This window comes from Arenibacter sp. F26102, from assembly GCF_023015865.1.
Classification (GTDB): Bacteria; Bacteroidota; Bacteroidia; order Flavobacteriales; family Flavobacteriaceae; genus Arenibacter.
Genome location: NZ_JALKBC010000005.1, coordinates 321,312 through 338,416, shown reverse-complemented (window position 1 = coordinate 338,416; position 17,105 = coordinate 321,312). Strand labels below are relative to the sequence as shown.

The following is a 17,105-nucleotide window of genomic DNA, read 5'->3' as shown; positions in this document are numbered from 1 at the left end:
ATGACACACGAACTCAAAAAAATTATACGTGAATACCAAGCTGCCACTTCAAGAGGCCTAAAGACCGTTTTGGCTACCGTAGTAGCCTTGGATGGCTCCTCATATAGAAGACCTGGTGTGCGAATGCTGATACTGGAAAATGGACATATGGTAGGAGCGGTAAGTGGTGGATGTGTTGAAAAGGAAGTAATTAGACAGGCCCAACCCGTATTTGACGATCAAATCTCAAAAATAATGACCTATGATGGCAGATACCGCTTGGGATGTGAGGGAATACTTTACATTTTATTGGAGCCCCTTAGACCGGACACCATATTATTGGAAACCTTTGAGCAAACAATTCAATCGCGACAACATTTTAAGGTACGCTCTTATTTTAAAAAAAAAGAAGGTTTAAATGCCCATTTTGGCTCAACCTTTATATTTGGCAATAAGGAATTGCCATTGTTCCCTGGGTATCAAGGAAAAGATGATCTTGAGGTTTTTGAGCAAAATATGAAACCCTGTTTTAAGCTATTTATCATTGGCGCTGAACACGATGCGGTTCAATTATGCGGTTTTGCCGCCCTAACTGGCTGGGAAGTAACCGTTATCGCTGACCCCTCCGAGGAAAAGAATATACTGGATTTTGAAGGTGCCCATGAATTTCTTGGAACCCTCCCTGAGGGCTTTCCCCTGGGGGAAGTGGATCAACATACGGCCATTATCCTGATGAATCACAGCTATTCCAAAGACTTAAAGTATTTGTTGACATTAAGTAATGTAAAGCCCATTTATTTAGGTCTTTTGGGCCCGCATAAAAGACGTGAAAAGTTGTTTAATGAACTAATGGAACTTAGCCCCGAGATCACCTACGACTTCTTGGACGGTATCCATGGACCCGCTGGACTAAATATAGGAGCTGAGACACCTCAGGAAATTGCAGTAGCTATCGTTGCCGAAATCCTAACCGTTTCCAGACAAAAAGAACCTATACTTTTAAAAGATAAAGAAACCGGGATACACGATTGACACCTAAAGAGCATAACATAGCTATTTTGATGATGGCAGCCGGGACTTCTTCCCGTATGAAAGCCATAAAACAATTATTGCCTTGGGGAAATACCACCTTAATCGGCAATGCCCTTAAAAATGCACAGGATTCCAATGCAATTACCATACTGACCGTTTTAGGGGCATATATGGAGGAAATAATTCAAGAAACCCAATTTGGCAGCACGGAGACTGTTTATAATCCCGATTGGAAAATGGGATTGGGGAATTCAATTGCCTGTGGAACCAAACATCTTTTGAAGCAGAAAGAACACTATGATGGTATTTTAATAATGTTGACCGACCAACCTTTTATAGATGGGCAGTATTTAAATGCCCTGATAGATCACTTTACAAATTCCCATCACAGTATTGTAGCCACAAAATATACAAGCAGGGTGGGAGTGCCTGCCATTTTTGGTAAAGCCCATTTTGAAGCCTTACTGGCATTGGACTCCGATTTCGGAGCTAGGGATATTATAAAAACCCATATAGCTGATGTCCTCACCCTTTCCCCTAACGGAAAAGAGGTGGATATTGATACTTTGGAAGAATACGAGCGGGTGAAAAAGAGTGAACAATGAATTGTTGGCAATTATAAAGTTCAAGGTTCAAAATACTGACGTGTAAAATTGCTCCTTCCCCAAGTCAGGGGAAGGTGGCTTCTACAAAGGAGAAGACGGAAGGGGTGTGAAACGCAGCATTCTGTCTATTACAGTGGGCAGTAGCGGTTGGCAGTAACAAAAAGTGATTCCAAATTTAAAGCCCAACATGAGTGTAACATATCCCAATACGTCATTGCGATGAGCTAGGGCGAAGAAGCAATCTCATTCTTAATCTTAAAGAGTGGGCAGCGGCGGCTGGCAGGTTCAAGGTTCAGGTTGGAATATGGAAAAAAATAGAAACCCGAAACAGAAACCCTTGAGATTGGACATCCATTACAGGAGTAATTAAAAGTAATTTTTTTACTCCAAACTTCGTGTTGTCCACTATAAAGTATAAATTTAGGATCTAATCCAATGTTGCAATGTCATTAAAAACTTTATCCCTTCTTTGTATTTTACAAATAGCTTTTACCAGTAACCTATTAGCCCAAGACATGAGCTTTGAGGAGTACAATCCAGTATCGACACTTAAAGTTCCAGGAGAAGAAATTCATAAGGCAAAATATCCGTTTATAGATGTCCATGGCCATCAATACCAAATGCCAACGCAGGACCTTTCTCCCCTTATATCAGATATGGATAAGCTAAACTTGGGAATAATGGTTAATCTAAGTGGTGGCTCGGGAGATAGAATTAAAAAATCTTTGGAAAATATCAAAAATCATTATCCCAATAGGTTTGCGGTCTTTGCCAACGTTGATTTTGATGGGGTAGGTAAGCCGGACTGGGCCGAGAAGGCAGTTGCCCAATTGGAGGCTGACATTAAAAATGGTGCCAAGGGACTAAAGGTTTATAAGAGTTTAGGTCTAAGGGATACTGATACCTCGGGAAAACGATTGGCTGTAGATGATGACCGTATAAGTGCCATTTGGGAAAAATGCGCAGAATTGGGAGTGCCAGTTCTTATTCACTCCGCAGATCCAAAACCGTTTTGGGATGAGGTGAATTCCGATAATGAAAGGTGGTTGGAATTAAAGACACATCCCCGCAGAAAACGTTCTTCAACGGATCCAGCTTCATGGGAACAAATTATTGGAGAGCAACACAGAATGTTTAAAAAGCATCCAAAAACCAAATTTATCAATGCCCATATGGGGTGGTATGCCAACGATTTGGGCACTTTGGGGAAATTAATGGACGAAATGCCCAATATGTATGTGGGTATAGGAGCTATTATTGCGGAATTGGGCCGACAACCAAGAAATGCACATACCTTTTTTGTAAAATATCAGGACCGGATCCTATTTGGTAAGGACAGTTGGAAACCAGAAGAATTTCCTACCTATTTTAGAGTTTTGGAATCCGATGACGAATATTTCCCATATCACAAGAAATACCATGCTTTCTGGCCCATGTACGGTATGAACCTACCGGATGAGGTACTTAAAAAAGTATATTACAAGAATGCGCTAAAACTCATTCCTGGATTGGATAAAAGCTTATTCCCAAAGGAATAATAATAACGCTTTTAAAAGCGACTATTTCCTATCCAGAGGTTTTTGAATCTTTTCCAGATGTCCGTATTCCTGAAAAATACCACATGAATTTGGTTTTTTGATCAGGGATTGTTCCTTTTTTCTTTTGGCCAAAGCCTCAATTTGTGGTGATAAAAATGACATATCGCTCTTTTTTTGTGATATAAAATTACTTTTTTTATAGAACGCAGGTGGAATTAAATTGTTGTTTTAATGTTAAATTTTTTACCCAATATTTACTGTTATACCACTTCCCAAATCTATTTCAACAAGGATTTCCAAATGTTTTATTATTGAAATATTATTCTATAAAAATCTTCAAATCAACTTATTAAGAATCATTCCCTAAATTAATCGTTACACATATAAACTAAGGTCCAATATCTCTTTTCGGCAAAACTTTCAACTTTCGACACTATTAAGATTCTGTCATCCAGGTTTTTGGTTCTTTTTTTCCTAATGCCCTGTACCCAATTCTCAATACTAACTTCTAAATACTAAAACGTAAATTCTAAATACTCTCCTTAGTCAACCTTTGACTTTGGATAATCCCTTAGAAGAATCTAAAGAATGTTTCACGATATTTTAACAGCTATAACGTTGCAATTTTATATTTTTCCGCGAAAATCAAACCCATCGCATGATTTTTCCGTAGGTAGAGTATTAAAAAGGTATCCGTGATCCATAAAAAGGAAAAAGGCTTAAAGCCGTGGTTGTTTAGAAGTTTAGCTGTCTTTATTGGCATTTGCTATCTAATGGCACCTATGCAGCAGGAGTTAACGGAACTCATGCACTTTTTATCGCATTCACTTGATCAAGGAACAGGGCATCACTCCTTTACCTCCAATACCCAGGATTTTTACGGCCATACCCATGAAGATAAGGCCAAGGTGGGGGCATCAACCTATTTAACAGAGAGCCTTGAACATACAGAATCAAACGATATAGCCCCGCATGCCCATCCCCACCAACATAATGCTGAGCCCCATAGTCATGAAATTATAGATTTTATTAGTATGGCATTCAGTGCTTCAACCCCAACCCATCAAGACAACGACAACATAGAGGTACCCGTGGATATGGACAAGCATCTAGTGGTTATCAATTACAGAACTTTCCGAGCTATAACGACATTTGCAAAAACCTATTTTTCCAATATACGGAAAAACACTTCCAAAGGAATTAAACACCTCATTGTACCTCCTCCAAAAGCCCTTTAGTAATTTTTGGAACAGCATAACTTTTGAAAGGAATCCAATATCCAATTATAGATCCAATTGGTTTGCTTCTTCATTGTTATTGTCCAATCTCAAGATACTTTAAAGAAAACACATACTACTCTATCCCGTTCAAGGCCATTGGCCTGCCATGGATAGGTATGCCAAATATATATATGAAGGATAGCATAAGGCTATCCGCACAAAAAATTAATATTATGATTAAAAATACCCTTGGTTTATTGATTCTTTTACTTTCCGGTGCCTTACAAGCCCATACAATAAGTGGAACAATAACCAACCAGGAAAACACCCCCTTAAGTGGAGTAGGGGTGTACAATAAGAATACCGGTAATTATACCTATAGCAATAATTCGGGTGCCTTTAGTCTGGCAAACGTCACTATCAATGATCGTATCTATTTTTACAGTCTTGGATTTAAGAACCAAGAATTGCCCATAACGGAAAGTCAGTTGGACATCAATCTTCAGATTGTTTTGGAGGAGGCCACGGTTTCTTTGGATCAGGTGGTACTGGTATCCAACATCAATGCCATGAGCAGTTTTGTAAATGTGGACGTTAAATCCGACCCCGTTAAATCTTCCCAGGAAATCCTGAGAAAAGTACCTGGTCTCATTATTGGACAGCATGCCGGTGGTGGTAAGGCCGAACAAATTTTTCTAAGGGGATTTGATATAGACCATGGAACGGATATCGCTATAAATGTGGATGGTTTACCAGTAAACATGGTATCCCATGCCCATGGCCAAGGTTACGCCGATATGCATTTCATAATTCCGGAAACCATAGATAATATAGATTTTGGCAAGGGTCCTTACTATGCCGATAAAGGTAATTTTAATACCGCCGGCTATGTGGACCTGACTACCAAAAAGACATTGGATAAAAATATGGTTAGCATGGAGGTAGGAAAATACAATACCTTAAGGGGCTTGGGGATGCTAAAACTATTGGAAAGCGATGATGATAATGCCTATTTAGCCTCAGAATATTTGATTTCCGATGGCGTTTTTGAATCTCCCCTGAATTTTAATAGAATAAACATTATGGGAAGGTACAATCATAAGGACGATGCCGCCAACGAAGTGAATTTGACCGCCTCACATTTTCAGAGCAAATGGGATGCTTCCGGGCAAATTCCCCAACGGGCTGTCGACAATGGAAGCATTGGCAGGTTCGGCGCCATTGATGATACCGAAGGGGGCAATACCAGTCGTACAAACCTTTTATTAAATCATGAAAAACAATTTGATCAGCACAGTAGACTTAAATCCAAATTCTTTGTTTCAAAATATGATTTTGAACTGTATTCCAATTTCACTTTTTTCCTAGAGGACCCTATTAATGGAGATCAAATAAAGCAAAAGGAAAATAGAACCCTGATTGGGGGAGAGACCAGCTATGATAAAACCCTTCACTTAGAAAATAATTCGCAGTTGAGATTCAATACAGGATTAGGGTTTAGATATGACGACGCTAACGAAGTAGAGCTTTCCCATACCATGAACAGAAAGACCACCTTGGAAAGACTTGCCTTGGGCAATATTGATGAATTGAATGCCTATGGGTTCTTCAATATAAATTACAAAATAAATAAGTGGAATATTAATCCTGGTGTCCGTCTGGATTATTTAAAATTCGATTATGAAAATCTATTGACGACAACCTATGACCACAAAAGTGAAAATAAATTGGTGGTCAGTCCCAAGCTAAATGCCATTTACCAGGCGTCCCAGGACTTACAGTTGTATGCCAAAACCGGAATTGGGTTTCATTCCAACGATTCTAGGGTGGTCACCGCCAATAATGGGGAAAGAATATTGCCTTTGGCCTTCGGGGCGGATATAGGTACTATCTACAAGCCAAAAAACCGATTGGTATTAAATATGGCCTTGTGGCATCTTTTTTTGGAGCAGGAGTTTGTATATGTTGGAGATGCGGGCATTGTGGAACCCAGTGGCAAGACCAAGCGTTTTGGGGTTGACTTTGGAGCGCGGTACCAGCTAACGGACTGGTTGTACGCCTATGGCGATGTTAATTACACCTATGCCAGAAGTGCTGAAGACCCTAGTGGCGAGGATTATATTCCCTTGGCGCCGGACCTGACCTCTTCGGGTGGACTTACCTTTAAAGGACTTAAGAACTTCTCGGGGGGATTGAACTATAGATTTATCAAGGACAGACCTGCCAATGAAGACAATTCCATTATTGCCAAGGGGTATTTTGTAACCGATTTCAATCTAAATTATTCCTGGAAAAATTGGAGTTTTGGACTCATCGTGGACAACCTATTTGACACGGAATGGAACGAGACCCAATTTGCGACTACCAGTAGGTTGTTCAACGAAGCGGAAGCGGTGGAGGAAATCCATTTTACACCTGGAACGCCGTTCTTCATCAGGGGCAAAGTATCCGTTAGTTTTTAATGGAGGTTGTAACCAAATAATAGCTCCTTCCCTTAAGTCTTCTGAGGGGAAGGAGCTTTTTTGTGTGGTTCTTGTTTTCGGATTTCAATGCCCACCAAAAGTTCTCGATACAAAATGCCCCCCGGGTTTACACTGGAACTGACGATAGTACTTTCAACATTCAATTTTACAACATTAAACTTTTAATTACAGTCAGGAGTTACCAGTGCGATTTCTCCTCGCTTTTGCTTGATCGAAATGACTTTTATTTTTGTATTTTTAAACTTTGTAACCTTAAACTTTTAACATTTAATTTTCCAACTCATTACCCTCCTTCGATTTCGACTACGCTCAATCTCCGTTAGAACTTTCGACTTAATTTACAAAATCCTTTCTTTTTCAATAACACTAAGTGCAAGTCTAATGGTAGAATATTCCAATTTCTCTTCAAAATACTCATAATAAGGTTTTAAAGCTTCCGGGTCTTTGAGTTCCTTTTTGGCTTGGGCAACCAGTCCGATCGTTTTCTTATCAACAAACTCATAGATAGCCACATCCTTGCCATCGGTATAAAGTTTTGCCAGATGTGAAAAAATAGTAGTGGGTTTTAGTTTTCTTATTTGGGCTATCTCCTCAATGCTCTTACCTTCTTTATAAAGCTCAAAGGTGTCCTGATAGGTGTGCGACTTCTTTTTTTTCTTTACCTTTTTTTCTGCTAGAAAGGCCTTTATCTCTTGTATAAATTCTTCCCCGTAAACTTCCAACTTTCGCTGGCCAACTCCATTTATTTGCATTAGTTCCTCCTCACTGGTTGGCCGTTCGGCTTCCATTTCCTTCAGGGTAGCATCGTTGAAAACCAAATAGGCGGGGATATTTTCCTCCAAAGAAATCTGAAACCTTAATAATCGTAAGCGTTCAAATAGAGAGTTTTTGGCAACTTTTTTGGTTTTTTGTTCTTTTTCCAAAGCCACCCTTTCTTCCTTCTTCAATGGTTTACTCAACAATACCCTTGTTTTTCCAAATAGAACGTCTTTGGAATAGGGGGTAAGCTGCAAAACATTGTTCTTATGAAAGGCTATCTCACAGAAACCCTGATTTATAAGTTGAATAGCGTAATGTTGCCAATCGTTCCACGATATATCCTTACCTATGCCATAGGTTTTTATTTCCTGATAATTTTTGTCCAAAACAGCAGCATTTTGGGCTCCCCTCAAAACATCAATTACAATTCCCGTTGCTTCCGACTCCTTTAATCGAGCTATTGTGGATAATATCTTTTGGGCAATAATGGTCCCATCAAAAAACTGCGGCGGATTTTTACATACATCACAATTTCCACAATCCTCCCCCAAAAATTCCCCAAAATAACTCAATAAGATCTTTCTTCTACAGGTGGATGCCTCAGAAAACTGCTTCATTCGATCCAATTTGGCCAACTGTACTTCCTCATTTGTTGCTCCGGAAGCAAATCGTTGAAGCTGGATTACATCGCCATAACTATGGAACAGAAGTGCTTGGGCGGGTAATCCGTCCCTACCGGAACGACCTATTTCCTGATAGTAACCCTCTATATTTTTGGGCATATTATAATGAATAACCCAGCGCACATTGGATTTGTCTATTCCCATTCCAAAGGCAATGGTAGCACATACAATTTGGGTTTTGTCGAAAATAAATTCTTCCTGTACTTTGTTACGACTCTCAAAATCCAAACCGGCATGGTAGGCTGCTGCTTTTATGCCATTGTCCAAAAATTTTGCCACCAAAGTCTCTGTAGATTTTCTACTCAAGCAATAAATAATACCCGATTCATTGGGCCTTTGCTTTATAAATTGAAGTATCTGGGACACCCTATCGTGGGCTGCACGTACTTCCAAGGCAATATTTTTCCTATCGAAGGAGGCCAAAAACTGTTTTGCCCTAGTAATCTTCAACTGTGCCATTATATCCTCCCGAGTGGCCTTGTCCGCTGTAGCCGTTAAAGCAATAATAGGGGTGAGGGGAAGGGTACTTTTTAGAAATCCCAATTGTTGATATGAGGGTCTAAAATCGTGCCCCCAAGAAGAAATACAATGGGCTTCGTCAACGGCCACACAACTTATAAATTCTTCCTTTAAAATAGGGGAGAGGCCTTGCAAACTTTCCGGGGCTACATAGAGTAATTTCAACTCTCCCTTATGTGTTCTGTCCAGTATTTTATGTTGTTCTTCGGCGGACTGACTGCTATTGAAAAAGGCCGCTGGAATACCGTTGGCCTTAAGTCCGTCCACTTGATCCTTCATAAGGGCAATCAAAGGCGAAATTACCAAAGTAGTACCCTTTAACAAAAGGGAGGGTAATTGAAAACATATTGATTTCCCTCCACCAGTGGGCATGATCACCAAACAATCCTTCTTTTTTAAGACCGAAGTAACGATCTCCTCCTGTTGATCTCTAAAGCTATCAAAACCAAAGTACTTTTTAAGATGGGGATATAATTCGTTCTGGAAATCGGGCATGGATATCGGTAAAATTGTTGAGTGGCCGAAATTAATCATAATTGAAGTGCCATAACAACTTTATTGACGTTAAAATCCTTAAAAATAAATCTAATTAGTGGCTGATTCCCTGCTTGGTCTTATCTTTAAAATGTTAAATTTATCCATTGCAAACCTTAATAATTGACCATAATGAACCACTGTCGTAAGTACTATCTTATTCTTGTTTCCGTATTGACGGTTTTCACTACTTTACATGCACAAGAAAACTATACACCTCCAAAATTGACCAATCCGGATTCCTGGTCCATTATTTTGGTCCCCGACACCCAGACCTATGTGAAATTCGAGAGAAATCAGGGCACCTTGGAAACCATGACGGCCTGGATCAGTGAAAATATTGATGCTCTAAACATAAAAATGGTTTTGTGTACTGGGGATTTAGTAGAACAGAACGAACTTTTAGTATCCGATAAAATAAACGGCAATATGCCCAGTCGGGATCAGTGGAGGGCAGTATCACATGCCTTTGAACGTTTGGATGGAAAGGTACCTTATATTTTAGCGGCCGGTAACCACGATTTTGGCTATAATAATATCGAAAACCGAAATTCGAATTACAATCAATATTTCCCTGTGCATAGGAACCTATTAAATGCAAAGACGTTACGGGCGGCTGGAAAAAATATAGATGGTTTGCCGTCTGTAGAGAATGCCACATATGAATTTATTTCTCCCCAGAAACGGAAATTTTTGTTCCTGAATCTGGAATTTGCGCCAAGGGATACGATTTTGCAATGGGCCAATAGCGAGATTTCCAAAGAAATAAACAAGGACCATACCGTGGTCTTGCTTACCCATTCCTATTTAAATGCCGAAAACAAACATAAGGAAAAGGAAAACTACCCGATAATAGATGCCAATTATGGTAAGGACATTTGGGAAAAATTAGTGGCACCATCCCAAAATGTAGAAATGGTATTTTCGGGCCATATTGGCTCCCCTGACAATTTTAAAGAGCATACCGCATTTAAAATAGATAGGAATGCCGCCGGCAAAAAAGTGAATCAGATTACTTTTAATGCACAAGCCATGGGTGGAGGTTGGAATGGAAATGGGGGAGATGGTTGGCTTCGCATCATGGAGTTTTTACCCGATGGCAAGACCGTTATCACAACCACTTTTTCACCTTATTTTGCTATCTCGCCTTCAACACAAAAAATGGCCTATCAAAAGGATGAATTCAATAATTTTAGTATAAAATTGGATTAATTCTATTGAATTGATAGCTAATTATAGTTGAATTTAAGGGTATAGACCTTAAAAACAGGGGTAAAATCCCTGTCAAAATCGCAATTATTGTAAGATATTTCTTAATAAAACATACTATAGGTCGAATATTTTCGTTTTTTTTAACATAATATTATATAAGGGCTTAATTTAGCGCCCTATTATTATGGTATAAACCCCTTTATCCTATGAAAACAGCAAACTATTTAATTTTAAGTTTTGGAGTATTATTCTTTATGGGTTGTAGCAATGATGCTATGAACGAATTGAATAATGAAAGTTTAACGAGCGAACAAGTTAAATCCCAAATGGAGGTCAATTCCATTTCGGAAGGACTGGACGAGCTTGTTTCAGAGTTACTCATCAACGATAAAGCTGGAAAAAGTAACAAAACCGAGACTGCCTGTGCAGCGATTACATTTACTGAAGAAAGTATTTCGGTAACCTATGAACAATGTAATATTCACGGTAAAATTATAAGCGGAACTATTGTCCTTACCGGAAATAATGGAAGTACCGATGGTACAAAAGGTAGTTTTGAGGTCACTTTTACCGATTTTACCTTTAACGACCACATACTAAATGGTACCAAGACTTTTTCCTTCGATTTTTCAGTTTCCAACAGTCCAGCTTTTACAATAGTTACCGATGCTACCTTTGAGGACGCCAATGGAGATATTGTAATATGGAAAGGAAATAAAATACTTACCTGGTATCTTGAGAACATTAATGCCGAAGGCGCCGATGCTACCTGTACGGGAGATTGGGATATAACGGTGAACGGTACTACCTATGAATTTACAGTGACCGAACCATTATCATGGAATTTGGGTTGCGCCTTTATAACATCTGGCGTAATGCAGTTGGAGGTTGATAGAATGACAGCTTCCTTGGATTTTGGAGCCGGTACTTGTGACCAAAAAGGAACAGTAACTTACCCTAATGGCGACACTGAGGAAGTAAGCTGGTAGTTACAACTAATAATAACGATATTATTTAACCCCGATGAAATCCATCGGGGTTTCTTTTTGCCCCTAATCCAACCTGTTGACTGTTAAATTAATGGTTGGTAGCAAGAGGGGAGTGGAAGGGAAGGAAACAATTCTGACAACAGTAGGAAGCTAATAAAAACCAAGCTTTCCGAAGATTATCTACCTTTTATCGAGGAAATTACCAACTACGTCGATATTTCGAAGGTGTTAATTTTCGTTTAAACTAGTGTTAATGAGGGCTTCACCTAAATTAAATTGGTATTTTTTTTGTATCTTATTTCTTGCAAAAAATAAATGTTGATTATAAGAGTAAAACAAAAACTGGTTCCCCTCGATAACCCTAAAAATCTTGTCATATGGAAACAACTGTGGATAAAATCCGAAAAATCAGTAAAAATTTAATTAACAGACCCTCCAATAGCGGATGCATCCTTAAGTTGGAAAGAACTAATAATGATTTGCAGCAATTGGAAAAAAAAATGACCTCCTATGTATATGAGCCCAATACATATACATTATTTATTAAATCTGAAACCCTGAGACAGACTTTGGAATCCTTGAAAAATACGAATGCAGAATTGATCAAGGCCCTAAAGAGGGAAAAAGATTTAAAGATTGAACTCTTTGAAAAAACAATGGCGCAGGTACGTTCTTATCTTGAATTACAGAATTCAGTTGAGGAATATTGTAACCTACTGCGATATTAAAGGATTCCTAATTTTTTCGCGATTATACACATTAAGCATACAAAGGGGCGAAATGTAATCATGGAAATATTAGGATAGAAAAGCTCTGAATTATTATATTCGGAGCTTTTTTATGTTTATAAAAACTGGTTCTATAAAAAGGTATCAAAAATAAAGGCTAAGAGTGGACTTCCAAGATTTACAAACAACACTAGATACACTTAAAGTGTTGATTAACATTTAATTACCATATAACATATCTAGTACTACTGGACCATAAAAAAAAGCCTTGGATCTTTACAATCCAAGGCTTTGGTATTCAGGGGAAGTTAAAGTTCCTTAATTTACATTGGCCCCAACATTACCTTGGGCCACTAAGGTGTCCAAGTCTTCGGCGCTCAGGTGTACATTAATGTATCCGTCTATAGCCAAGAGGGCATCATAATCCAATGTACCGCCAGCATTGGCCTGGGTAACGTTGGTTACGCTAATTCCATTATCTCCAATAACATTGCCCAAAGTTACGATTACCGCTCCAGGGGCATCTGCCACAGCTCCAGTATGAATATGTGCCGGATGTATTGCACCTGCAGTAGTACCAACCAATTCCAAAGTCACCAATGTCTCCTTGTTTACTCGCTCCGAAAAGGTTGCTGTACCAAAAATGGCTGCATTGCTAACTGCTGCTAGATCGTAGGAAACCTCATTGCCAGTAAGTTCGTTTTGACCTATATCGCCCTGTGCGACCAAGACGTCCAGTTCGGTGATCGACTTGTGAACGTTGATATACCCATCAAATTCCAATAAATCCTCGTAGTTAACTGCTGTTCCTGCATCGTCCGCCTCAATATGTGTCCAGCTTTTTCCACTGGCACCAGCTACGGCCGAAAGGGAAATTACGATTTCGCCACCTTCAGCTGCGGTATTGGCATGAATATGTGCAGGATGTTCCCCATCCGATGGAGTACCTTCCAATTGAAGTTCTAGGAGGGAGGCTCCACTTAAACGTTTGTGTACCGTAGCCGTTCCACTAATGGTTGGCACCAATACACTGTTTAGTGCAAATTCTTTGGAATCTCCGGTAAGCACGTTGACACCAATATCACCTTGAGCCACAAGCACATTTAATTCGGTAGCGGACTTGTGAACGTTGATGTAGCCATCCAATTCCAATAAGGCTTCATAGTTAAGGGCAGTGCCCGCATCGTCTTCCTCAATATGAGTGAAACTTTTTCCACTGGCACCAATTACGGGCGATAGGGAAATTGCAATATCACCACCTTCCGCTGCGGAATTCAAATGAATATGAGCAGGATGTTCCCCGTCAGCAGGAGTACCTTCCAGAGCGATCTCTAGAAGGGAAGCTCCACTAACGCGCTTATAGATAGTGGCCGTTCCGCTAATACTGGCATCGGCAGCACTGCTCAGCTCGTATTCCCTGGAATCTGCCGTAAGTTCATTGACACCAATGTCACCTTGGGCGATAAGGGTACCAAGATCGGTTGCGGATTGATGCACGTTAATATAGGCATCCAATTCCAATAGCTGCTCATAGGTAATTGCCGTACCGTTTTTGGTAGCACTTATTATGGTAGTACTTTCTCCGGAAGCACCATCAACAGCATTAAGGTCAATAATGATATCTCCTGTCTCCGCCGCAGAATTGGCGTGTACATGCGCGGGAAAACTTCCTGCAGCGGTACCCGATAATTTTAAGTTTACGGTAGCAGTACCGTCTTCATTTTCCACAACGGTGGCTGTTCCGGACACGGAAGCATCCGAACGTGATTGTAATTGGTATGTTTTGCTTTCGCCCTCAAAAACTCCTGGGGGTTGATCTGTACTATCATCGTCAGTACAACTGGTGGCAAAAATTGTAGATGCCGCCAAAAATAAATACATTATCTTTTTCATATAAAATAATTTAGAGTTTAATATGACCACAAAATTATGACGAAGGATTGGGAGGGATTATTGGAGATGATTTAATTATTGACCCTAAAGAAAGAGGCCTTTGAGTTTGAACGGACAAGGGGATACAAAAAGTCTATTTTACATAATGTAAATTATAGAACAAATATATCTATGGCGTAAAACAGCGTATAGCTGTGCTATTTGATATAATTGCAGATATGGGGCGTTAGCATCATAAGCCCCCGCATCATCTCGCCAGCTATTATCAACATCCACCGGATGTTAGTAATAGACTGCGTATGTCAAAGCTAATTTGCGCCACGTAGTAAAATTGTTATTGATTTTTCGCCTACAAGGCCAACAGCATCAACCCGCCGAAAAAATTAATCACCCACAGGGTAATCAATTTTTATCGCATATGTAAAAGTCGTTTTACTGAGAAGTTCGTTTGCCAGCGCGCCATCTCGCCGCCAAAATAAATCAGCCACCGGCTAATCTATTTTGCCACGTGTATCTATAATTTGCCGTGGCGCCTGTACTGAGCGCAGCCGAAGTATCAAATAGCCGCGCGCCAACGCTTATTGTTTAAAAAAATCAATACGCCATGTGGCGCATTATTTTTTACTCAATTCTTAGCGGCTTGGCCCACGCCATTAAAAACTCAACTTTTCGTTTTTGATTGAAACCAATAGTTTAAATTCGAAATTTAAGTTAAAAAATTACAAACTGTTCGTTAGCCTTCCGCAAAAGCTAATATTTTCTCTATGAGCAAAATTCTTAGCACTTGCTACCACCATCCTAAGGTTCAAGCTTAACTTTAAGTGCTTTTAATATTATGTAAAATATAAATTCAGCAATGGAACCTTTAACCTTTTATTTCTATCTTTTTTCTTGATAAAAAAGATACAACCCGCCCGAACGTACCCGCTTCAGGTACGGGCCGGAAAAATCAAGGCTAACAGATAATTTTGGAAACAATGTACGGGTCGGTCGCTAAATTTTAGGATTCATTGTAACTCTTAAGATTACTCTATGGTAAAAAAACCTTTTTAGTTGTTAAGAAAGATAGCAACCAGACCCCTAAAATTCTTAACACTTCTCTCCCCTATTGTTTTGTCAAAATTCTCTTAGGCCATTAAACTGAAACTTAAGCCTCCCATATAATACTTATTATAGTTTTATATTGTTTTGTAGGTATGCAATACTCCATAAATTCGGAATCCTCTTGGTTTTCATATAGTTTAAACCAAGTAGAACGAGAAATTTGTTGAGCCTTCTCTCTACCTGAATATATAAAATCATAATTGGCATCAATATATTCTTGGGCAACTGAATCTTCAGGTGGCGATAATTTAGTAATATCTTTTACCCAACCTTTTAAATCGTTTGATTTACGCCAATATCTAACCACTCCGTCTGTAATAAAGACAACTAATAATGGTATAATATCCAAGGCAATTAATCTGTAAACAACAGATGTTAAGCTGGTTTTGAATCTATTTGAAATTTCTTTGATTAATGAGGGACTAAAATATTTTCCATAAATAAATTCACGTAATAATCTTTCGGGCATCAATAACTCTGATGCAAAATCATTGGCTTCATATTCTTGTAGTCCCCTTTTGGCTTGATTTTCAATATTAAACCAATTAAGAGTTTTTACGTTGTCAGAATGTAATTCTAATTTATCGTGTAAAAAATGATGGCCTAGTTCGTGAGCGATTACAAAGCGAATTCTCTCCGGATAGATTATTGAAGAGTTCACTTTAATTATTGTTTTAGACTTTCCTCGAATTATTTTTCCATCGGCATTATCTAAAGGTTCAGAAATAAAAATTACGCCGAAACCACTTACCAATTTCGAATTTGAAATATTTGTGATTTCATCAAATCCAATATCATCCAAAACCTCTATAGCCTTACATTTACCTTTGTTATTCGTTTTCAAGTAATTCTATAATTTCAATCAAGTTTTGGTCTTTAATTATCTCCCTTATTTCATCTGAACTTAGTTTATCAAGATTGTTGTATTGAACAGCAATTCTATTTTCCTTTATAAGGGTATTCAAGTAAGCCACGGGTTTATCTAATCCTTTAGAAATGGCATCCTGAAAGGATTGGGAAGCTCTAATTAGTAAGGCATCATATTTTTCTTCATTTATAGAGGAACGAAGTTTAAACTTTAATTGCTTTATCAATTTATTCTGTCGTTCAAGATTTACATCTAAATCAACACCATAGTCTACTAAACTTTTTCGAATATCGCTGATATTCCCGTAAAGGTAGTTTTCGGTAAAACCTCTATCTAATATTTTTTTAAGCTTATCCATTTTTCTTGTAGCTTTATTCTCTTTCTAGAAAGTCTCTTAACAGCATTATTTATATCTGTGGTAGTGACTCCACACAATTCAGCAATTTCTTTTGGTTTTTCATAACCTGCTAACCAACATTCGAATACTCCCAATTCGATTTTATCAGCATCTTGCTCTTTCAATGATTTCATCAAATCCTCTGTAATGTTATTGAAGTCTATATCCGGAGGTTCTTCTTGTTGTTGTATCTCACTTAAGTCAATATAATCGTTAATCTCTATCAAGTATATTTCTCGTTCTTGTGGTGCTTCACTTATTTGTAAATCATCCCTCTCTCTTTGTTTTCTGAAAAAGTTATACAAATCACTCTTTAGGGAACCGAAGATGAATTCTTCAAATGTACTTTTTTCTTTATCCCAATTTCTAACGCCTAAGCAAGCTTTTGCTAAAACATTATTGCAGAAGTCCAAGTAATCAAAACCTTTTCTTAGTTTTTCAGATTTACTATAAAAACGGGTACGCACATAAGCCTCCATTCTATCCAAAAGCTCATTTAAATCGATAGATTCAAGGTGTTGAAGAATTTCATTTTTACTTACTACTGCCATATTTCAATAGA

Annotated in this window: 14 protein-coding genes; 8 read left to right on the top strand and 6 right to left on the bottom strand. The window is 38.6% G+C overall.

What is annotated here, in order from left to right:
- From MWU78_RS09295 to MWU78_RS09285, 3 genes are all read left to right on the top strand, one after another.
- Positions 1–1,011, top strand: coding sequence for an XdhC/CoxI family protein (locus MWU78_RS09295; protein WP_246997202.1), 1,011 nt, complete (start codon positions 1–3; stop codon positions 1,009–1,011).
- Complete coding sequence (locus tag MWU78_RS09290; RefSeq protein ID WP_246997201.1) at positions 1,008–1,616, top strand: nucleotidyltransferase family protein; 609 nt, start codon at positions 1,008–1,010, stop codon at positions 1,614–1,616. The genes MWU78_RS09295 and MWU78_RS09290 overlap by 4 nt, the downstream gene beginning before the upstream one ends.
- A gap of 443 nt (positions 1,617–2,059) precedes the next feature.
- Positions 2,060–3,154 carry an amidohydrolase family protein gene (locus MWU78_RS09285; RefSeq protein ID WP_246997200.1) on the top strand — a complete coding sequence of 365 codons (1,095 nt, stop codon included), beginning with the start codon at positions 2,060–2,062 and terminating at the stop codon, positions 3,152–3,154.
- A gap of 21 nt (positions 3,155–3,175) precedes the next feature.
- Here MWU78_RS09285 and MWU78_RS09280 read toward each other — a convergent pair whose 3' ends face one another.
- Positions 3,176–3,316, bottom strand: a complete 141-nt coding sequence (locus MWU78_RS09280) for a hypothetical protein (RefSeq protein ID WP_246997199.1) — start codon at positions 3,314–3,316, stop codon at positions 3,176–3,178.
- Between the two features lie 533 nt (positions 3,317–3,849).
- Between MWU78_RS09280 and MWU78_RS09275 the strand changes: the two genes are divergently transcribed.
- Positions 3,850–4,392 carry a hypothetical protein gene (locus MWU78_RS09275; protein ID WP_246997198.1) on the top strand — a complete coding sequence of 181 codons (543 nt, stop codon included), beginning with the start codon at positions 3,850–3,852 and terminating at the stop codon, positions 4,390–4,392.
- A 215-nt stretch (positions 4,393–4,607) separates the two neighbouring features.
- Positions 4,608–6,836: a TonB-dependent receptor gene (locus MWU78_RS09270; protein WP_246997197.1), complete on the top strand. Its 2,229-nt coding sequence runs from the start codon at positions 4,608–4,610 to the stop codon at positions 6,834–6,836.
- A gap of 359 nt (positions 6,837–7,195) precedes the next feature.
- Here the strand turns inward: MWU78_RS09270 and recQ are convergent, their stop codons facing one another.
- Positions 7,196–9,313, bottom strand: coding sequence for a DNA helicase RecQ (gene recQ / locus MWU78_RS09265; protein ID WP_246997196.1), 2,118 nt, complete (start codon positions 9,311–9,313; stop codon positions 7,196–7,198).
- A gap of 171 nt (positions 9,314–9,484) precedes the next feature.
- Between recQ and MWU78_RS09260 the strand changes: the two genes are divergently transcribed.
- From MWU78_RS09260 to MWU78_RS09250, 3 genes are all read left to right on the top strand, one after another.
- Positions 9,485–10,564 carry a metallophosphoesterase gene (locus tag MWU78_RS09260; protein WP_246997195.1) on the top strand — a complete coding sequence of 360 codons (1,080 nt, stop codon included), beginning with the start codon at positions 9,485–9,487 and terminating at the stop codon, positions 10,562–10,564.
- 206 nt (positions 10,565–10,770) lie between these two features.
- On the top strand, positions 10,771–11,553 hold the full coding sequence (locus MWU78_RS09255; RefSeq protein ID WP_246997194.1) for a hypothetical protein: 783 nt from the start codon (positions 10,771–10,773) through the stop codon (positions 11,551–11,553).
- A 377-nt stretch (positions 11,554–11,930) separates the two neighbouring features.
- The gene (locus tag MWU78_RS09250; protein WP_246997193.1) at positions 11,931–12,281 is read left to right on the top strand and encodes a hypothetical protein; all 351 of its coding nucleotides are present in this window, start codon (positions 11,931–11,933) and stop codon (positions 12,279–12,281) included.
- A gap of 318 nt (positions 12,282–12,599) precedes the next feature.
- Here the strand turns inward: MWU78_RS09250 and MWU78_RS09245 are convergent, their stop codons facing one another.
- From MWU78_RS09245 to MWU78_RS09230, 4 genes are all read right to left on the bottom strand, one after another.
- Positions 12,600–14,174: a CHRD domain-containing protein gene (locus MWU78_RS09245; RefSeq protein ID WP_246997192.1), complete on the bottom strand. Its 1,575-nt coding sequence runs from the start codon at positions 14,172–14,174 to the stop codon at positions 12,600–12,602.
- Positions 14,175–15,321: 1,147 nt separating this feature from the next.
- Positions 15,322–16,122 (bottom strand): ImmA/IrrE family metallo-endopeptidase, encoded by an 801-nt coding sequence (locus MWU78_RS09240; RefSeq protein WP_246997191.1) that lies wholly within the window; start codon positions 16,120–16,122, stop codon positions 15,322–15,324.
- Positions 16,109–16,504 (bottom strand): hypothetical protein, encoded by a 396-nt coding sequence (locus MWU78_RS09235; protein WP_246997190.1) that lies wholly within the window; start codon positions 16,502–16,504, stop codon positions 16,109–16,111. Before MWU78_RS09235 ends, MWU78_RS09240 begins: the two co-directional genes overlap by 14 nt.
- On the bottom strand, positions 16,480–17,094 hold the full coding sequence (locus tag MWU78_RS09230) for a hypothetical protein (RefSeq protein WP_246997189.1): 615 nt from the start codon (positions 17,092–17,094) through the stop codon (positions 16,480–16,482). Before MWU78_RS09230 ends, MWU78_RS09235 begins: the two co-directional genes overlap by 25 nt.
- Positions 17,095–17,105: the final 11 nt, after the last annotated feature.